Source organism: Methylomonas koyamae, assembly GCF_019669905.1.
Taxonomy (GTDB): domain Bacteria; phylum Pseudomonadota; class Gammaproteobacteria; order Methylococcales; family Methylomonadaceae; genus Methylomonas; species Methylomonas koyamae.
The window spans coordinates 1,511,120-1,527,914 of the sequence record NZ_AP019777.1 but is presented as its reverse complement, the minus strand read 5'-3'; the positions used below and the strand labels follow the sequence as shown (position 1 = coordinate 1,527,914).

At 55.3% G+C, this 16,795-nt stretch carries 20 protein-coding genes; 4 read left to right on the top strand and 16 right to left on the bottom strand.

Annotation, left to right across the window (positions count from 1 at the left end):
- Positions 1–18 precede the first annotated feature (18 nt).
- Positions 19–1,374 carry a Trk system potassium transporter TrkA gene (trkA, locus tag MKFW12EY_RS07395; RefSeq protein ID WP_064024796.1) on the top strand — a complete coding sequence of 452 codons (1,356 nt, stop codon included), beginning with the start codon at positions 19–21 and terminating at the stop codon, positions 1,372–1,374.
- On the opposite strand, the gene MKFW12EY_RS07390 is transcribed toward trkA, so the two are convergent.
- Genes MKFW12EY_RS07390 through MKFW12EY_RS07365 form a run of 6 tightly spaced genes read right to left on the bottom strand, consistent with a single transcriptional unit; the run spans position 1,362 to position 5,028 of the window.
- A complete protein-coding gene (locus tag MKFW12EY_RS07390) occupies positions 1,362–1,913 on the bottom strand; it encodes a hypothetical protein (protein ID WP_054758503.1) in 552 nt (183 codons plus the stop codon). The two genes, trkA and MKFW12EY_RS07390, sit on opposite strands and share 13 nt — an antisense overlap.
- Positions 1,904–2,437 (bottom strand): hypothetical protein, encoded by a 534-nt coding sequence (locus MKFW12EY_RS07385; RefSeq protein WP_221054274.1) that lies wholly within the window; start codon positions 2,435–2,437, stop codon positions 1,904–1,906. The genes MKFW12EY_RS07390 and MKFW12EY_RS07385 overlap by 10 nt, the downstream gene beginning before the upstream one ends.
- 4 nt (positions 2,438–2,441) lie before the next feature.
- Complete coding sequence (locus tag MKFW12EY_RS07380; RefSeq protein ID WP_054758599.1) at positions 2,442–2,816, bottom strand: VOC family protein; 375 nt, start codon at positions 2,814–2,816, stop codon at positions 2,442–2,444.
- Positions 2,817–2,847: 31 nt separating this feature from the next.
- Positions 2,848–3,645: a hydroxypyruvate isomerase family protein gene (locus tag MKFW12EY_RS07375; protein WP_221054273.1), complete on the bottom strand. Its 798-nt coding sequence runs from the start codon at positions 3,643–3,645 to the stop codon at positions 2,848–2,850.
- Positions 3,645–4,523: an NAD(P)-dependent oxidoreductase gene (locus tag MKFW12EY_RS07370; RefSeq protein WP_221054272.1), complete on the bottom strand. Its 879-nt coding sequence runs from the start codon at positions 4,521–4,523 to the stop codon at positions 3,645–3,647. The genes MKFW12EY_RS07375 and MKFW12EY_RS07370 overlap by 1 nt, the downstream gene beginning before the upstream one ends.
- 10 nt (positions 4,524–4,533) lie before the next feature.
- Complete coding sequence (locus MKFW12EY_RS07365; protein WP_064023542.1) at positions 4,534–5,028, bottom strand: nucleoside triphosphate pyrophosphohydrolase family protein; 495 nt, start codon at positions 5,026–5,028, stop codon at positions 4,534–4,536.
- 222 nt (positions 5,029–5,250) lie between these two features.
- On the opposite strand from MKFW12EY_RS07365, the gene MKFW12EY_RS07360 reads away from it, so the two are divergent.
- A complete protein-coding gene (locus MKFW12EY_RS07360; RefSeq protein ID WP_221054271.1) occupies positions 5,251–7,428 on the top strand; it encodes a TonB-dependent receptor family protein in 2,178 nt (725 codons plus the stop codon).
- Positions 7,429–7,503: 75 nt separating this feature from the next.
- On the opposite strand, the gene MKFW12EY_RS07355 is transcribed toward MKFW12EY_RS07360, so the two are convergent.
- The 4 genes from MKFW12EY_RS07355 to MKFW12EY_RS07340 are packed head-to-tail and all read right to left on the bottom strand — an operon-like array spanning position 7,504 to position 9,222.
- A complete protein-coding gene (locus MKFW12EY_RS07355) occupies positions 7,504–7,755 on the bottom strand; it encodes a GIY-YIG nuclease family protein (protein WP_221054270.1) in 252 nt (83 codons plus the stop codon).
- 13 nt (positions 7,756–7,768) lie between these two features.
- Positions 7,769–8,041 (bottom strand): hypothetical protein, encoded by a 273-nt coding sequence (locus tag MKFW12EY_RS07350; RefSeq protein ID WP_054758493.1) that lies wholly within the window; start codon positions 8,039–8,041, stop codon positions 7,769–7,771.
- A gap of 20 nt (positions 8,042–8,061) precedes the next feature.
- Positions 8,062–8,505, bottom strand: coding sequence for a ribonuclease HI (gene rnhA / locus MKFW12EY_RS07345; RefSeq protein WP_054758492.1), 444 nt, complete (start codon positions 8,503–8,505; stop codon positions 8,062–8,064).
- Positions 8,506–9,222: a class I SAM-dependent methyltransferase gene (locus MKFW12EY_RS07340; RefSeq protein ID WP_221054269.1), complete on the bottom strand. Its 717-nt coding sequence runs from the start codon at positions 9,220–9,222 to the stop codon at positions 8,506–8,508. It lies immediately after the preceding gene.
- 296 nt (positions 9,223–9,518) lie between these two features.
- Between MKFW12EY_RS07340 and MKFW12EY_RS07335 the strand changes: the two genes are divergently transcribed.
- Together MKFW12EY_RS07335 and MKFW12EY_RS07330 are read left to right on the top strand one after the other, a co-directional pair.
- On the top strand, positions 9,519–10,904 hold the full coding sequence (locus MKFW12EY_RS07335) for a LysM peptidoglycan-binding domain-containing protein (RefSeq protein ID WP_245006459.1): 1,386 nt from the start codon (positions 9,519–9,521) through the stop codon (positions 10,902–10,904).
- 407 nt (positions 10,905–11,311) lie between these two features.
- Positions 11,312–12,244: a hypothetical protein gene (locus MKFW12EY_RS07330; protein ID WP_221054268.1), complete on the top strand. Its 933-nt coding sequence runs from the start codon at positions 11,312–11,314 to the stop codon at positions 12,242–12,244.
- Between the two features lie 227 nt (positions 12,245–12,471).
- Here MKFW12EY_RS07330 and MKFW12EY_RS07325 read toward each other — a convergent pair whose 3' ends face one another.
- From MKFW12EY_RS07325 to MKFW12EY_RS07300, 6 genes are all read right to left on the bottom strand, one after another.
- Positions 12,472–13,401 (bottom strand): HDOD domain-containing protein, encoded by a 930-nt coding sequence (locus tag MKFW12EY_RS07325; RefSeq protein WP_082409601.1) that lies wholly within the window; start codon positions 13,399–13,401, stop codon positions 12,472–12,474.
- A 13-nt stretch (positions 13,402–13,414) separates the two neighbouring features.
- On the bottom strand, positions 13,415–14,710 hold the full coding sequence (locus MKFW12EY_RS07320) for a sigma-54 interaction domain-containing protein (protein ID WP_054758595.1): 1,296 nt from the start codon (positions 14,708–14,710) through the stop codon (positions 13,415–13,417).
- 326 nt (positions 14,711–15,036) lie between these two features.
- Positions 15,037–15,501, bottom strand: coding sequence for a bacterioferritin (gene bfr / locus MKFW12EY_RS07315; RefSeq protein WP_064022225.1), 465 nt, complete (start codon positions 15,499–15,501; stop codon positions 15,037–15,039).
- Between the two features lie 28 nt (positions 15,502–15,529).
- Entirely contained in the window at positions 15,530–15,727 is a 198-nt protein-coding gene (locus MKFW12EY_RS07310; RefSeq protein WP_054758485.1) for a (2Fe-2S)-binding protein, read from the bottom strand.
- A 2-nt stretch (positions 15,728–15,729) separates the two neighbouring features.
- A complete protein-coding gene (locus MKFW12EY_RS07305) occupies positions 15,730–15,993 on the bottom strand; it encodes an RnfH family protein (protein ID WP_054758476.1) in 264 nt (87 codons plus the stop codon).
- A 12-nt stretch (positions 15,994–16,005) separates the two neighbouring features.
- The gene (locus tag MKFW12EY_RS07300) at positions 16,006–16,728 is read right to left on the bottom strand and encodes an electron transport complex subunit E (RefSeq protein ID WP_054758473.1); all 723 of its coding nucleotides are present in this window, start codon (positions 16,726–16,728) and stop codon (positions 16,006–16,008) included.
- Positions 16,729–16,795 lie beyond the last annotated feature (67 nt).

Sequence of the window (16,795 nt, the reverse complement as noted above, 5' to 3'; positions counted from 1 at the left end):
TTTCCGGCGTTGAGTTTTATGAAAATAGTGATACTAGGTGCCGGCGTAACCGGCTCATCGGTTGCCGGCGCATTGGCCAGCGAAGAGAACGATATTGTCGTCATCGACAAAAACCCCAACCTGTTGACGGAGTTGAAAGGCCGCCTCGATATCGCCACCATCGAAGGCAACGCCGCCCATCCCAGCATTTTGGAACAGGCCGGCATCCGCGACGCCGACATGGTGATTGCTGTCACCGACCGCGACGAAACCAACATGCTGGCCTGCCAGGTAATCAACACGCTGTACAGCAAACCGAAAACCATCGCCAGGGTACGGGCAATCGACTTCCTGAACCATCCGCAATTATTCGAACCGGGCGGCATCGATATCGTCATCAGCCCGGAACAAGTCGTCACCGAATCCATCCACAACCTGATCAAATATCCCGGCGCCCTGCACGTATCGGAATTCGCCGACGGTTTGGTCCGGCTATTTTCGATCCGGGTCGTGCCGACCGGCTTCCTGACCGGCAAACGCATTCAAGCCGTCAAGGAGAAATTGGCCGACAGCATGATCCGGGTTGCAGCGATCTTCCGCGACGGCAAGGCGATTCCAGTCAATGGCGAGGCAGTCATTGCCACCGGGGACGAGGTGTTTTTCGTCTGCCCGCGCGAAAAAGTCCTGAAAACCTTGATCGACCTGCACAAACTGGAATCGCCGATCAAGACCATCATGTTGGCCGGCGGCGGCCACGTCGGCAAACGCCTGGGCATTGCTTTGCAGCACAATTACCACGTCAAAATCATCGAGAAGGACATCAACCGGGCTCGGGAAATCGCCAACGATCTGCGCCATACCTTGATTTTGCACGGCGACTGTACCGACGAATCGTTGCTGCAGGAAGAAATGATCGAAAACATCGATTTGTTCTGCGCCATTACCAATAACGACGGCATCAACCTGATTTCCGCCGGCCTGGCCAAAAAACTGGGCGCAAAAAAGTCGATCTGTCTGGTCAATAACAACTCTTATTTAAAGCTGTTGGACGGCAGCGATATCGATCTGGCGATTCAACCCAAGCTGGAAACGCTGGGCGGCATTCTGAAACACGTCCGCAAAGGCGACGTGGTCGGCGTCAGCTCGGTTTGCGGCGGCAGCGCCGAAGCCATCGAAGCCATTGCCCACCGCAGCAAGAACTCGTCTTCTGTGGTCGGCCTTAGGGTGGACCAGGTCAACTTGCCCGACGGCGTGATTCTCGGCGCATTGATTCGAGAAAAGGAAGTAATTCCGGTGCACCACGACACGGTGTTCGCCGAAGGCGATCACGTGGTGATGTTCGCGCTGAACAAGAAGCTGATTAAGGATATCGAGGAGTACTTTCAGCCGATTTGATTTTCAAAATCGGCGTCGATACAGGCCAACGCCCGTTGCGGCAGGCCTTCCACCGCATCCGACTGCAACGACGCCCGGCTGTCTTCGTGCACGGCCGCCATGAATTGCAGCAATTGCATTTCTATTTTCAATTTCTGCTGCGGCTCGTCGGCTTCCCACATCCGATTCAACAACTGCTTGGCGTGGTGGTGGATGGTAAACGCAACCGCCTCCGGCAAATGCGCATAGCTGCGGCGAAGCGAGTCTTTCAGTTTATCGAGCGATTGCAGATATTGCTGGTAATCCTGCAAGTCCTGCCGGCATCGGGTCTTCAGCATCGCCAATTCGTTATTGTTGCGCGCCTTGTTCAAGGCCAGTTCGTGGGCCAACTGCTGGCTGCGTTGTTTCAGTTCCGCCACCAGCGCCTGCTCGGCCAAGGCCTGCTCCCGGCGCAGTTGCGCCAGGTCGCCCTGCCTGGACAAGCGCCAATGCAGCTGATCGTCGGCGCTACGCCGATAAAATCCCAAGGCTTCCGCTAACCAGCGCCGTATCACAGACATGGCAATTGGTTGCGCAAAGCCAGCATGGCGGCCGCATCCGCCTGTTTGTAATGCCGCCGCAGCGATTTACGTAGGGATTTATAAGTCGCGGCGGGCAGACGATTGCGGACCGATGCCAATTCGCCATCGATTGCCTGGCACAATTGCTGCAGATGCTTGCGGTGGTTTGCAGCCGCGAGCCGGCCGCGTTGGAGTTGCATGCGGTAATGCAATTGCCGTGCCTCCGCGGCGGCACGCAAACCGGCGTCTCGAACTTGGTTACGCAGCGCAAACCAGCAACGCATTTCCGTAACGTCGCGCCGGAAATAGCCGCACAACTGCCGATACAGCGCTTTTGCCAGGGCAAACAGGCCAAATAAACCCAGACCGACGAAGGCCAATAACAGAAACTTGCCGGCTACCGCGTAAAAAAGACCGGCCAGCAAAGCCAAGCCAAGCCGAAAACAAAAAAAACCGGCAACGAATAACAGCATCGCCAAACTGGCTATCGCCAAACCGCCGTACAGAATACGCCCGGATCGCATACGCTCAAACCCGCTCGATGAACTCCAGCGCATTGCCGTCGCGATCTCGGCAAAATAAAGCCCGCCGCCCGGAAATGCTCAGGGTATAGGCGACGCCGGCCGCATCCAAATCGTTGCGTAACACGTCAACCGAATCGATATGCATCGCCACATGGCGGTCGCGGCCACCGTGCGCCGGCCGGCCGCTGGTCGGGTCGGGGTTTTCCAGCTCCAGCAAATGTATCTGCTGGTCGCCGATCGCCAGCCAGGCGCCCGGAAACGGCAGTGGCGGCCGTTCTATGGGCTGCATGTCGAGCACGTCCCGATAAAATTGCAACGACTGCTCGGTGTCGGAAACGATGAGGCTGGCATGGTGAATCGTGAAGTTATGCTTGGACATACGCAGGTCGATCAAAAAACAGGATGCGCGATTATACCGTGCCGCTTCCGCTTGCCGCGTAGCTTTTCAGCCAAGCCAGGCTATCGGCGGTCGCTGCGCCGGGACGGTATTCGGCGCCGGTCCAGCCGGAATAAGCCGAATCGCGGATAATTTGGAACAAAACCGGAAAATCGACGCTGCCGCTGCCGGGTTGCGCCCGCCCCGGACAATCGGCGAACTGGATATGGCCGATCCGGTCGATATGGCAACGCAAAAATTCGGCGCAATCCTCGCCCATCCGGCTCATGTGGTAAATATCGTATTGCAACCGTAAGTGCGGATGGTTCAAGTCATGCAGCACTTGCAGCATCTGTGCGCTGCTATCGAGTATAAATCCCGGCATGTCGAAACTGTTCACGGCTTCGAAAACCGTAACGATACCTTGGCCGGCAAACGCTCGGGCCGCGTAATCCAGGTTTTCCAGAAACGTTGCGCGGTATTCCGCCAGACGATCGGCGTTTAAGCAACGGCCGGGCAACACGTTTATCGCGCAAGGTTGCAACAGCTCAGCATAACGCAGAGCCTGGTCCACCGCGCGCCGAAAATTCTGCCGCTTTTCCGGCACCGCAGCAAGCCCCTCGCCGCCTTGCAAAAGGGTATCGGCATCGACATTGAACAACACCAGCCGCAGACCGTTGCCATCCAATAATTGCCGCAATTCGGCAGCAGACTGGCGATACGGAAACTGGATCTCCACCGCATCGAAACCGCCAGCCTTGGCAGCAGCGAACCGTTGCAGCAGCGGATATTCGTTATAGAGCAGACTGAGATTGGCGGAGAATTGCAACATCAGGATTTAAGATATTGCTTGACCAAAGTCGAAGGATCCTGCTCCAGAAACCCGCGGCCGCCGTGCAACTGCATCAATTGCGCCGCCAAACCGGACATCGGCACCGCGTTACCCTGCTTGGCGGCAAGCTCGACGGCCATATTCAAATCCTTCAGCAAGGTTTTGACCCGCCACTTCACCGGTTCGAAGCGTTCGTCAGCCATTTCCGGCCCGACGATTTGCAAGGGTTTGGAATCGGCGAAACCGCCGGCCAACGCTTCCGGAATCTTACCGGCGTCGACGCCGGCCGCTTTGGCCAATGCCATCATCTCGGCAATGACCAGCACATTGCAACTGACGATCATTTGATTGCAAATCTTGGTGATCTGGCCGCTACCGACCGGCCCCATGTGCGTCAAGCGGCTGTACAACGGCCGCAACACTTCGCGGGCAATGGCAACATCGGCACTGTCGCCGCCGGCCATGATGGCCAAACTGCCTTGCTCGGCTCCGGCGGTGCCGCCTGAGACCGGCGCATCGACCCAAGCCATGCCGCAATAGGCTTTTAATTCGGCGGCCAAGCGGCGAGTGGCCGCGGGATCGATACTGGATAAATCGATCAGCAATTTGCCGGTGGCGCCGTTGCCGATCACTTGCTCAGTGACGACTTGATCAACCGCGGCAGTATCCGCCAGACACAAAATCACGACGTCCGACTCGCGCACCAATTCGGCGGCGGATGCGCAAACCACGGCGCCAGCCTCGGCGACCGGCTGCAGTTTAGCCGGGTCGCGATTCCATACCTTTACCTCGCATCCGGCAGCCAATAGGCGCAACACCAGCGGCCGGCCCATCAGACCGATGCCGGCGAAACCCAATTTGTAACGTTGCTCTGGCATCGCTGCTCGCTTATTCGAACAAGGCCGGGCTTAAATCGATCCGTACCGCATCGCCCTGGCCGCTCAACAAGTGGCGTTGCAAGATTTGAAAGGCCTGGTCGAAATCGGCGTTGACGAAACGTTGCGCCAGATGGGCGCAGATCGCGTAAAGACCTGAATAGTGCACGGTTTCGCCCGATGCGCATTGGTTGACCTTATCGGATAAAACCCTGACCACCGACAGCACCGAACCGTCCTGGCGCCAGTTCGCCGCAACCGCCACCACATCGTCGCCGCGGGTCGCAATCGCCGCCAACGCGTTGAACGCCAAATCCACTAATCCGGCCAGTATCTTTTCCAGATCGCCGGCGGCTATCGCTTTAAAGGTTTCGCTGGCGCAATCCAGCAGCAAGGCCTGGCGCAGAACGATATCCATGTCCGACACATGGCCGCTATCGCCCTCTTCCGGTTGGGCAATGCCGAAGCTGTCGTGAAAAGCTCTGACTTGTTGTAGATGTTTATTCATCGGTTTCCCCAAACTTAATAAATGACCGGGCATGGTACAGGCCACGCCCAAAAACCGCAAAAATTCCCACACTGACCGGCCCGAAGCGGCACGGCGCCAGCAAAAGCAAATAGCAAACAATATGCATTATCATTTACCTTTAGTGTTAGCGACCGTATACTTCGGTTAATTTTTGTAAAGCCCCTACTTAATTTAAAGAAATTTCCAACCCGGACTCATGCCATGTCGAAAATCCATTCACGCTTATTGATACCCGGCCAAATCGCCATGATTCTCGGCCATTCCCCGATATTGCTCGCGGCTGCCGGCGCCGAAGATGCGGAGCTGGAAATGCCGGTGGTCGAAATCGTCGAATCCGCCGAAACCCTGCAAAAAATTCCCGGCACCGTCAACGTACTGACCCAGGAAGAGTTATTCGAAAGCCATGTGTTTAACGTCAACGAAGCGTTGCGCAAAATCCCCGGCGTCAACGCCCGTGACGAGGAAGGTTTCGGTATGCGGCCCAACATCGGCATCCGCGGCATCAACCCGACCCGATCCACCAAGACCTTGTTGCTGGAAGACGGCATCCCCCTGTCGTACGCCCCTTATGGCGACAACGCCAGTTATTACCATCCGCCAATCGAGCGCTTCGCCAGCATCGAAGTCCTGAAAGGCCCCTCGCAAATTTTGTACGGCCCGCAAACCATTAGCGGCACCATCAATTATCTGACGCCGAATCCGCCCAGCAAGCCCGGCGGCTACTTGAGCTTCACCGGCGGTACCCGCGACTTTTACGACGGCCATTTCAACTACGGCGGTACGGTCGGCGATTTCGGCGGCCTGTTCGATATCACCCATAAAGAAAGCCGCGGCGCCCGCGATAATACCCATTCGGATATCAACGACTTCAACATCAAAGGCGTCTACGACATCAACACCAACAACGCGCTGACCATCCGCGCCAACTATTTCCAGGAAGATTCGCAATTGACTTATTCGGGCATCACCGACGCCGAAATGCGCAACTTCGGAATTCGCTACAACCCGTTTAAAAATGACTCGATGAAAACCGACCGCTGGGGCACTTCGGTCACCCACCAGTACAGCATCAATAACAACGCCACGTTGACCACCAACGTCTACTGGTCGCATTTCCACCGAGATTGGTGGCGCCAAGCCAGCACCACCACCGACAACCAATGCGGTTTCAATAACACCAGACTCGCCGGGGTAGAGGTCGATCCGAACAGTTGCAACTCGATTCAGGGCCGGCTGCGCGATTACTACAGCTACGGCGTCGAACCGCGCCTGCATGTCAACCATAAGACGTTGGGCATCGACAGCGAACTCGACATGGGCTTCCGCGCCCATTTCGAAGAACAGCAGCGGACCCAGGAAAATAAGCAATTTTTGACGGGCACGTTAACATCGATCGCCGAACGCAATGAGCGTGAAACCGATGCCTACTCGGGCTTTGCCCAAAACCGGTTCATACTCGGCGATTGGAGTTTGACGCCCGGCGTTCGCATTGAACACGTCGATTTTCGCCGCTTGAATAAACTCACTAACGCTGCCGGCGATACCACTATGACCGAAATCTTGCCGGCGTTCGGCATATCGCACTCGCCGAACGACAAGATCACCACCTTTTTCGGCTTTCACGGCGGCTTTGCCCCGCCGCGCGCCGAGGATACGCTGAGCAATGTCGGCACCGTAGTGGACGTAGGACCGGAAAAAAGCTGGAATTACGAATTGGGGGTCAGGACCAAACCTTATAAAGGTGCCAAATTGGATGCCACCTTATTCCACGCCGACTTCCTGCAGCAAAATGCGGTAGGTAGCATCGCCGGCGGCTCGACGCCGCTGGCGGCCGGACAGGCTTTGTACCAAGGCGCCGAGTTGTCCGCCCGCCAGGATTTCGGCGCCTTGTTCGACAGCGACCATAACGTCTATCTGCAGGCGGCTTACACCTGGGTCGGCACTGCCGAGATGACCTCCGCGTTCCGCTGTTTGGCCACCGGCACCGACTGCAACAACGCCACGGCCATCGCAATGGCTAACGGCAACTTTGTCGGCAACCGCCTGCCCTACTCGCCGGAACACAATCTGACCACGACCATCGGTTACGCCCATGCCAGCGGCTTCGACCTGCATTTGGAGACGGTTTACGTCGGCCAGCAATTCAGCGATTTTGCCAACACCGGTACGGCTCCCATCAACGGTAACGGTCAAATCGGCAAAATCGACGATTACGTGGTGTTGAACGTGGCCACGACTTACCATGCCAAACCGATCAATACCGATTTCTTCGTCTCGCTGAAAAACCTGCTGGACGAGACCTACATCGTGGATAGAACCCGCGGCATCCTGCCCGGCTCGCCGCGTTTGGTCCAGGCCGGTTTTAAAGTCAATTTTTGATAACGGGCCGGCGGAATTTCGGGGAACAAGGACGTACCCGGCGCAGGATTGCGAGTTTGCCGCAAACTGGTGCGCTTAGCGGGCCGATTGCAGTATTGCCAGCTTTTCGGCCCGCCCCATGCGTTTGATTTCAGCCTCGCGCCGACTCGCGGTCGCCCTATCGTGCTCGGTTTCCGTGTAGACGATGCGGACAGGTTGTTTGGCTCTGAAATATTTGGCCCCGGTGCCGGCCCGATGCTGGCGAAAACGGCGTTCGACATCGGTCGTAATGCCGGTATATAGGCTACCGTCACAACACTCGATGATGTAAACCGACCAATCCGCCATCGCCTGCGCCGGGTCAAGCCGCTTTATTCAACCAAGCATTGATGCTGACTGCCACCGCCGCACCGAAGCCGATGTAAGCGTATTGCACGATGAAGACCAGCACGCCGTTTTGGGTATGGCTGGCGGTATCCTTGATCGCGGGCGTCACGATCAGCGTCCACAACACCGCTGCCAAAAAATACACCACGACACCGGACACGGCCCAGGAAATCGCCGGCCGCCCGGAACGCGCTGCCGTGTTGTAAAACCATATCGCAATCAATGCCGCCGCTACCGAACCTATCATATATCCCCCGTTTTAGTGTTTTAGTAACCCGGCAACTGGGCGATACCCTGGTTTGCCAATTGGTCGGCGCGTTCGTTGCCGGGTATCCCGGCATGGCCCTTGACCCAGACCCAGTCGATGCGGTGACGTTGAATCGCCGCATCTAGCCGCCGCCATAACTCGACGTTTTTCACCGGTTGGTTGGCTGCGGTTTTCCAGGCGCGTTTTTTCCAGTTGGGCATCCACTCGGTGATACCCTGCAACACGTATTTGGAATCGGTATACAACCTGACGCTGCAGGGTTTGTTTAACGTTTCCAGGGCCTGAATCGCCGCCATCAACTCCATCCGGTTATTGGTGGTTTCGGCTTCGCCGCCGAACAACTCTTTCCGGTGCGCCTTGTAGTGCATGCACACTCCCCAGCCACCCGGGCCGGGGTTACCCTTGCAAGCGCCGTCCGTGTATATATCGACCGTTTCCGCCATCTACTCTCGATCCTCGTGTGAACGCGACTCCAAGCCCGCCGTCGCAGCCGCTAATTTGATTTTCCGCCGTTTTTCCGCGGCCAATGGGATCAGAGTATATTGCCTTTTCACCGCCCTGATGCCATAGGCCATCGCAAACACCGAAGCGAAGCCGAGCTGGAACTTGCCATGGGAAATGGTGTAACTATCCAGGCCGAACTCGGCGGCCGTCAACAGCTCGAAATTCATCAATTTTAACCAATCCAGCATCCGCGCCTTGCTTATAAAGTGGGCGCGCCAGGAATCGGCCAATTTTCTATCCCACAAAAACTGGAAACGCACCGCCAGACTGAACGGACTGAAATTCAGTACTACCAGTTCGCCGCCGGGCTTCAGCACCCGGTTCACTTCGCGCAGGGTCTGGAACCGGCGCGCATCGAACTCGAGGATATGCGGCAATATCACCAAATCCATCGATTCGGTCTGGATTGGCAAGTTAAAAGCTTTGGCGGCGACTTTAAGAGCGCCGCCGTCGCCCAATGCCTTGCCGTCCAGAATCAAGTAATTGCGGTACAGCGAAAAATCGACAAACTCGTTCTCCCACCCCAAGCCGCCGATTTGCAATTGGTTTTGTTTGCAACTGACGGTAATCGAACGCTTCAGGTAACTGGCCTCCATGGTTTGCAACAGCTTACCCCGCGGGGTTTGGTACAACGCAAACAAGAATTGTCTTTTCATCTATTCAACCGATAAGGCTATGTTTTTTTGGCTATTTCGGAAAGCCATGCTAGGATCTAATTTTTTTATTTTAGCGAGTTCAGACAATGCCCCGCTCAATTTCTAAAAAATCAGCCCGTCATCTGTCTTATCTACTACCCATTTTGCTGGTTACCGGCTGTAGTCAACAAGCTCAAAAAGATCATCTGACCCAGTCTTCGACGAGCAAGTTTTCCGTATTTACCCGTAATGGCAAAGGTACAGGCTCATCTAAAAAACAAGAGGCTGCCAAGGAACATAACACGCTGTGGGACAGAATGCTGTCGCTGTATGCGTTGCCGGAGATCGACCATCCCCGCATCGACCGCGAGTTGAACTGGTACCTGCGAAATCCGGATTACCTGTCGCGGGTACAACAGCGGGCGGAGCCCTATCTGTATTTCATCCTGAACGAAATCGAAGCCAAGAATATCCCGGGCGAATTGGCGTTGCTACCGGCCGTGGAAAGCGCGTTCCGCCCGGATGCGATGTCGCCGGCACAAGCATCCGGCTTATGGCAGTTTATTCCGCCGACCGGCAAGCTTTACGGCCTGAAACAAAATAGCTGGTACGACGGCCGCCGCGACGTGGTCGAGTCCACCCAGGCCGCCACGACGTTTTTAAAAGAGCTCAGCGAAACCTTCAACAACGACTGGCTGCTGGCTTTGGCGTCTTACAACGCCGGTAAAGGCAACATCAAGAATGCCGTGGACCGGAATGTTGAACGCGGCCAACCTACCGATTTCTGGTCGCTGGATCTGAACAGCGAAACCTCCGCTTACGTACCGCGGCTGTTGGCGATCGCAAAAATCTTCGCCAATCCGGAGAAATACAACGTCAACTTGCACCAATTCGCCAACCAACCTTATTTCGAGCTGGTCGACGTCAAATCCCAGATCGACCTGGGTAAAGCCGCGGAATTGGCGCAAACCCCGTTGGACGATTTTTTAAAGCTGAATCCGGGCTACAACCGGTGGAGCACCGATCCGAACGGCGCCCAACACTTGCTGATTCCGGTCGACAAAGCCGATAAATTCAAGGAAAAGCTGGCAGAACTCCCGCACGAAGAACGCATCCGCTGGGAACACCACACCGTAGGCAAAAAAGAGACGCTGAAAAGCATCGCTAGCAAACACCACACCACGGTCGAAGAAATTGCCAGCGTCAACCACCTGGAAGACGAATCGGTGGCGCAAGGCAAAATCTTGCTGATTCCGGCGTCCAACCAATCGCAAAAAGGCGAAGCGACCAGCCTAGCCGCGTCGGCACCGGCTCTCCAAGCCGCCGCGCCAATCCAAGCCGGCAAGCAGGTCTATACGGTTAAGAAAGGCGACACCTTGTCCGGCTTGGCTCAGCATTTCGCCATCGATCAGGACGACATCGTGAGCTGGAATAAATTGCCGAAGAAAGCCGCGTTAAAACCCGGCCAAAAACTGACGCTGAAAAAGACCAGCGGCAGCATCACGGTGGTATCGACGGCTCCAGCCATCAAGCAAATCAGTTACACCGTCAAACCGGGCGATACCCTGGGCCAAATTTCGAAAAAGTTTAACGTCAACGTCACCGAACTGCGCAAATGGAACAACGTGCCGCGCAATAAAGCCGACATAAAGCCCGGATCGAAACTGAAAATCCTGGTCGAAACCAGCCATTCTTCAACCTAAGCCTAAAAATCTGTCCGAGAGTTCGAATTTCGAGCGCATTCGATGTGCGTAACCGAAGCCGCCCATAGGCGGACCAACGATTGCGCGGATTTCATGTTCTCGGACAGATTGTTTTTCCTCTCCCACCAACACTAGCAAGCCCCAAACTCTTGCTGCGGCGAACGCCGGCAAGCACCTAGGAGACGGCAGTTTACGCCACTGTAACAACATTCGAACAATCTATGCCGGACGGAACGAGCCGCGTTCGGAACGATTTGGATAAACCAAGCCTGGTTACGCCAATAAAGTAGGGTATTGCACGGCTGCACGCCACCAAAATCCACTCAGCGTAAACACTAACAATCAATATATCGCCCGATTACCGGCTATAATCCTCCGCACGTCATATGAGTTTAGGCAGCCCAATCATGAATCCTGCAAATTCGATTTTGAAAAGTACCCATTTGCTACTGGCAGGAGCCTGTTACTTAACCGTGCCGACGGCAAAGGCGGACTTGGCGGACATCGTTGCATCCAACAGCCAGATTGGCGCCCAGTTCGTGACGACCGATGTCGACTACACCGAAATCTCGAAGGAAGGCGTTATCGCCGATACCGAACGCGGATACGTTCCAGGTTTCGGGATTTCGTTATCCGTCATGAAAAACTTAATTGTCGAGAATGCCTATTTCGCATTCCAATTCAGCCAGTTGCACGGCGAAACCAACTATATCGGATCGAGCAATCAGTTTCTGCCGGGCATTCTGGGACCGACCGCAGATGCCTACGGCAGCGTCAGGCAAAAAAACAGCGCTAAATTCGTCGATTTTTACGGCCGCTTCGGCAAAGGCTTTGAATTAGGCAATTCGCTGATGGCGACTCCTTTCGTGGAAATAGGCCACCACAATTGGAACAGGCGTATCGATTCCGAGATTCCAATTATCGCGGCATTCTTCCCTGGCAACACGACCTCGAAAGAAAGTTACAACAACTACTATTACGCCTTCGGCTCGATGCTGCAGTATTCGCCGATCAAAAATCTGGTGTTCACGACGACAGCAATGGTCGGCAGCACCTTTTCTTCAACGATGGCTTCTTCGGGTACACCGGCCCTTTTCGTAACTGGTATCGGCCAGGACGGCGGCCCTGGAACGCTGCATCTGGGCGACTCCGTGTTTTATAAAGTCGGTATGGGATTCGATTATTCCTTCTACCAAAGCTGCCATATCAATGCTAGTGCGGAATACATCGGATTCGAGTACGGCCGCTCGGAAATGACCGGACCGAATAAGACTTACTACGAACCCGACAGCGAGACCAATTACCTTACCGTGAAAGCCGGCTTCGGTTATTCATTCTGAGTGCAAGCGGCGATAACTCGATGAGACCGCGCTGGGCCAAAGCTGAATATTCAACTTGAGCCAGGTTCGGCGAGATTACAGTGCGGCAGGCTTTGTTTTGAGCGCAAGGTTAAGCAAGGCAACGCACTGCAAAGTGAAAAGCGCTACTCGCAAACTGACGCCAGCAATAAGTCTTTTGAGGGTTCTGCGAATAAACGTCTTCAAGCAACCATGCCGGCCGACTAGAGTTAATCCGTAAGTTGTTCCGCAGTGGCCAGAATGTAACTGATCTCGTCGTTTTGGCTATCGAGAATCTGTTGGCAAACCGCTTCGTCCAGACCCAGCAGCGCCGGCACTTCGTCGGGACAAGACTGATTCGCCGCATCGCCTATACCGAGTTTGCCCAACAGGCAATCGCTGTAAAATGTCAACAAGTTCAATAGATGATGTTCGCCGCGATAGCAAGGATTGTGGTGGTGGTAGACAATATCGGTGATCGCACGCGGCATCGACCAGACATTCATTAACCAGGCGCCGATTTCGGTATGGTTCAATCCGAAGGCGAAATTTTCCAGATTAAAGATCGCCAGATTCGGATTTGCATTGATCAGACCGCTCAGATAATTGAATTCGTCGGGAAAACGGTGACCCAGCAACGGGAAACCGATATTGTGCATCAAACCGGCCAAAAATAATTCTTGCCCATTCGGCCGCACCGACTCGGGCATCGCTGCCGCCAATTGCGCCATCAAACGGGTGCTGGCCAGTGCGTGGGTCCAAAACATCCGGGTACCGATTTGCCCTTCCTTCGGCGATTTCAACGGCGCCAACACCGCCAGACCCAACGCCAAGTCCAAGACGAAATTAAAGCCCAGCACCCGGCTGATCGCGTCATGCACGGTGGTGATCTTACCACGGTAACCGTATAACGAAGAACTGGCCCAGCGGATGATCTGCGCGGTCAACAGCGGGTCGAGCTCTATGATTTCCGCCAACTTGGCGACGTCGGCGTGCGGGTCGCCGATCAGATTCAAGATGCGCATTGCGCTGCCCGGCAGCGGCGGCAAGGCCTTGATTTGGGCAATCGTTTCCCGCATGTCGCGCGGCGGCGTGAAACCGTTGCGTTGCTGGTTGCCGATGTTGTCTAGCGTCCAGTTGATTAAATTGGATTCCATCATCGTATCCCGAGGCCTAGCTCAAATGCAGCCGGTTAAGTTTACGGTACAGCGTTCTTTCGCTGATATTCATTTCGGCGGCAATCAGTTTACGGTTGCCCTGATATTTTTTCATCAAACTGCCGATAAATTCGGCCTCGTATTGGGCAAGGCCGGCCAATGGCGCCGTTTCCCGCTGCCAGCCGACGACGCCGCCGGTTTCGCCGTTCCCTACCGGGCGCTGCATAAAGTGAATGTCGCTATCCTGAATCTGGCGCTCCTTGCACAGGCCGGCGGCCAATTGCAGACAATTGCGCAACTCGCGAATGTTCCCCGGCCAATCGTATTGGATCAGTTTCACCAACGCCGGTTGCGTTAGGCTATAACCGGCGCCTCCGGCAGCGAGTTGCCCCAGAAAATGGTCGATCAATATCGGCAAATCCTGCTTGCGCTGGCGTAACGGCGGCGCCTCCACCGGGAATACCGAAAGCCGGTAGAACAAATCCTCGCGAAACTGGCCGTTCTTGACCATTTCCGCCAAATTCCGATGCGTAGCGCAAACCACCCTGACTTTGGCTTTTTGCATCGCGGTGCCGCCCACCCGGCGAAATTGGCCGCTTTCCAGCGCGCGCAACAGTTTGGGCTGTTGCGACAACGGCAAGTCGCCGATCTCGTCGAAAAACAAGGTGCCGTTATCTGCCAATTCGAACAGGCCCTTTTTCGCCGCGGTGGCTCCGGTGAACGCGCCTTTTTCGTGGCCGAACAATTCGCTTTCGAACAGGTCTTCGCCCAAGATGGTGCAGTCGACAATGACGAATTCGCCATGCGCATGCTTCGAATTCCGGTGCACAAACTCGGCGGCCAGTTCCTTACCGGTACCGGTTTCGCCGAGCAGCATCACTGCCGCTTGAGTTTCTGCGGCTTGGCACAAGCGGGTTCTAAATTCGTTGAATACCGCCGACTTGCCGACCATCATCGCCGCGGAATCGGCGGACGGGCATTTGTGCAACGGCGTCTGCACTTCGCCCAAATACAAAGTGGCGTCGGCATCCAGCAGCGGAAAACCGCGCACATTCAAAGAAGACGCCGCGTCCGGGTCGCTGTAATCCGGATACACCCCGGCGTACGACTCCAAGGTCCTGAACATTTTCCGGTGGCGGCAATCGCGGTTGTCTGGGCAGCAAGGCTTACCCACCCTGCTCTGCCGGGAAGCGCCAAAACCGGTTTCCCAAGCACGATTGACCGCAACCACATTCAATTCGGCATCGACAATGACCAGCGGCAAGTCGTGAGTTTCCAGCAAGGATTCCAGGGTAAAGGCACTCTGCGGCATACGCTCCATTCCGGCGATAGGGATTGAAAAATCGGCAACCATTAGCGGCGATAGGCCAACGGCCGGGATGCGATACGCCACGACATCCTCGATTCGACCGGACTTAAGGCGCCGCGGCTAACCGGAATAAGGATAACCTATTAGCGCCAACTGTTGGCAACGCGCGGAAAATATTCGCCTGCCCTGCCGGATATTTCGGCAAAGCGGCATGGCAAACGGCGGTAACGGGATTTTAGAGCAAGGCGTGCGACGAGGTTTAACCGGAATGGATCGGCCGCGCCGACTAAAGCAAGACGGCCCAGGCCGATCCATGGGAATAACGGAAATTACATTTGCGATTGCAAATAGTTCTGCAAGCCGATTTTTTCGATCAAATCCAACTGGGTTTCCAGCCAATCGATATGCTCTTCCTCGCTTTCCAGGATATGTTCCAACACTTCGCGAGAAATATAATCGTTGACCGATTCACAATAAGCGATCGCTTCTTTCAACAGCGGCAACGCCAACTGCTCCAGCTTCAGGTCGCACTCCAGCATCTCCCGCGGATTCTCGCCGATCATCAACCGGCCCAGGCTTTGCAGATTGGGCAGGCCCTCCAGAAACAAAACCCGCTCGATCAATTTGTCGGCGTGTTTCATTTCGTCGATCGACTCGTGGTATTCCTTTTCGTTGAGTTTTTGCAAACCCCAGTTTTTGAACATCCGGGCATGCAAAAAGTATTGGTTGATCGCGGTGAGTTCGTTTTCCAATACCTTGTTCAGGTACTCGATAACTTTTTTGTCCCCTTGCATGTCTATTCTCCTGGGTTATGGTGTTTGGTCACTGCCGATCGTTAGCCGCTTGGCGCAAGCGTCCGGCAGATTTATCGGTCAAGATCCTGGCGATATCCTTGTTGCATTTGCCGCAGTCGCCGCCGACGCCGAAACAATGGAATAACTGCTTGCGCGAACACAGCCCTCTGGCAATCGCCGCGTCCAACTGGCTATCGGTCACCGCTTTACAAACGCAGACATACATCGTTACGCCACCCGCCGCCGTTGAACCTGCGTAGGATCGGCGGTAATTTTACGGTAGATTTCTACCCGGTCGCCCTCCTTGACCGGCGCATCCAGCTTGGCTAGTTTACCGAAAATACCGACTTTTTGCGTTTCCAGATCGATCTCCGGAATTTGCTTCAGCACGCCCGACAACTCGATAGCATCGGCGATGGTGCTGCCTTCGGGCACTTCCAGACGTAACCAAATTTGCCGATCGGCCTGTGCGTAACATACCCCGACGTTCATGTTCGATTCCTCCTATTCCGCCGCGACCGCGTCCTCGTCCGCTATCTCCGCCGCCGGTTGGATTAGCGGCGCCGGCCTGGCCGCGATTCGGCGGTCCAACAACCGCTTCAGCGCTACCATGAACCCCAGCATGATGAATCCGCCGGGCGGCAATGCCATCAGTAAAAAACCTTTATATTCCGGTATCAATACCGTCTCTAGAAAGCGGAAACCCTCGCCGAGCAAAACCGAGGCATTGGCAAACAGGGTGCCGGCCGAACTGATTTCGCGCATTGCGCCCAACACCACCATCGCCCCGGTAAAGCCGACGCCCATCATCAGCCCGTCCCACATCGACGGCATTACCGGCTGCTTGGAGGCGAATGCTTCGGCGCGGCCGAGAATCACGCAGTTGGTTACGATCAACGGGATGAACAAACCCAACACTTTATGCAATTCGTGCATCCAGGCATTCAGAAAAATATCGACCAGCGTTACCAAGGCCGCGATCAATAGCACAAAAATCGGAATCCGAATCTCCGCCGGAATCAAATGCCGGCTGACCGAGACCGCAGCGTTGGACGCCACCATCACCGCCATCGTCGCCAAGCCCATGCCCAAACCGTTAGTGGCAGTGCCGGTCACAGCCAATAGCGGACATAAAGCCAAATTCTGGGTCAGCACCACATTGTTGTCCCACAACCCGTCGCGGGCGATTTTTCGATATTGTTCAGAGAATAGAATCGACAGATTCATGACAGCTACGCTCCCAAATAAAAACTGTTGCCGCTGCGGGTGCAATCGGCATCGGGGCTACCCCACA

Bases quoted from the DNA above. Each gene is read 5' to 3' on its own strand.
- trkA (WP_064024796.1), top strand. From the start codon at position 19: ATGAAAATAGTGATACTAGGTGCCGGCGTAACCGGCTCATCGGTTGCC.
- MKFW12EY_RS07390 (WP_054758503.1), bottom strand. From the start codon at position 1,913: ATGTCTGTGATACGGCGCTGGTTAGCGGAAGCCTTGGGATTTTATCGG.
- MKFW12EY_RS07385 (WP_221054274.1), bottom strand. From the start codon at position 2,437: ATGCGATCCGGGCGTATTCTGTACGGCGGTTTGGCGATAGCCAGTTTG.
- MKFW12EY_RS07380 (WP_054758599.1), bottom strand. From the start codon at position 2,816: ATGTCCAAGCATAACTTCACGATTCACCATGCCAGCCTCATCGTTTCC.
- MKFW12EY_RS07375 (WP_221054273.1), bottom strand. From the start codon at position 3,645: ATGTTGCAATTCTCCGCCAATCTCAGTCTGCTCTATAACGAATATCCG.
- MKFW12EY_RS07370 (WP_221054272.1), bottom strand. From the start codon at position 4,523: ATGCCAGAGCAACGTTACAAATTGGGTTTCGCCGGCATCGGTCTGATG.
- MKFW12EY_RS07365 (WP_064023542.1), bottom strand. From the start codon at position 5,028: ATGAATAAACATCTACAACAAGTCAGAGCTTTTCACGACAGCTTCGGC.
- MKFW12EY_RS07360 (WP_221054271.1), top strand. From the start codon at position 5,251: ATGTCGAAAATCCATTCACGCTTATTGATACCCGGCCAAATCGCCATG.
- MKFW12EY_RS07355 (WP_221054270.1), bottom strand. From the start codon at position 7,755: ATGGCGGATTGGTCGGTTTACATCATCGAGTGTTGTGACGGTAGCCTA.
- MKFW12EY_RS07350 (WP_054758493.1), bottom strand. From the start codon at position 8,041: ATGATAGGTTCGGTAGCGGCGGCATTGATTGCGATATGGTTTTACAAC.
- rnhA (WP_054758492.1), bottom strand. From the start codon at position 8,505: ATGGCGGAAACGGTCGATATATACACGGACGGCGCTTGCAAGGGTAAC.
- MKFW12EY_RS07340 (WP_221054269.1), bottom strand. From the start codon at position 9,222: ATGAAAAGACAATTCTTGTTTGCGTTGTACCAAACCCCGCGGGGTAAG.
- MKFW12EY_RS07335 (WP_245006459.1), top strand. From the start codon at position 9,519: ATGCTGTCGCTGTATGCGTTGCCGGAGATCGACCATCCCCGCATCGAC.
- MKFW12EY_RS07330 (WP_221054268.1), top strand. From the start codon at position 11,312: ATGAATCCTGCAAATTCGATTTTGAAAAGTACCCATTTGCTACTGGCA.
- MKFW12EY_RS07325 (WP_082409601.1), bottom strand. From the start codon at position 13,401: ATGATGGAATCCAATTTAATCAACTGGACGCTAGACAACATCGGCAAC.
- MKFW12EY_RS07320 (WP_054758595.1), bottom strand. From the start codon at position 14,710: ATGCCGCAGAGTGCCTTTACCCTGGAATCCTTGCTGGAAACTCACGAC.
- bfr (WP_064022225.1), bottom strand. From the start codon at position 15,501: ATGCAAGGGGACAAAAAAGTTATCGAGTACCTGAACAAGGTATTGGAA.
- MKFW12EY_RS07310 (WP_054758485.1), bottom strand. From the start codon at position 15,727: ATGTATGTCTGCGTTTGTAAAGCGGTGACCGATAGCCAGTTGGACGCG.
- MKFW12EY_RS07305 (WP_054758476.1), bottom strand. From the start codon at position 15,993: ATGAACGTCGGGGTATGTTACGCACAGGCCGATCGGCAAATTTGGTTA.
- MKFW12EY_RS07300 (WP_054758473.1), bottom strand. From the start codon at position 16,728: ATGAATCTGTCGATTCTATTCTCTGAACAATATCGAAAAATCGCCCGC.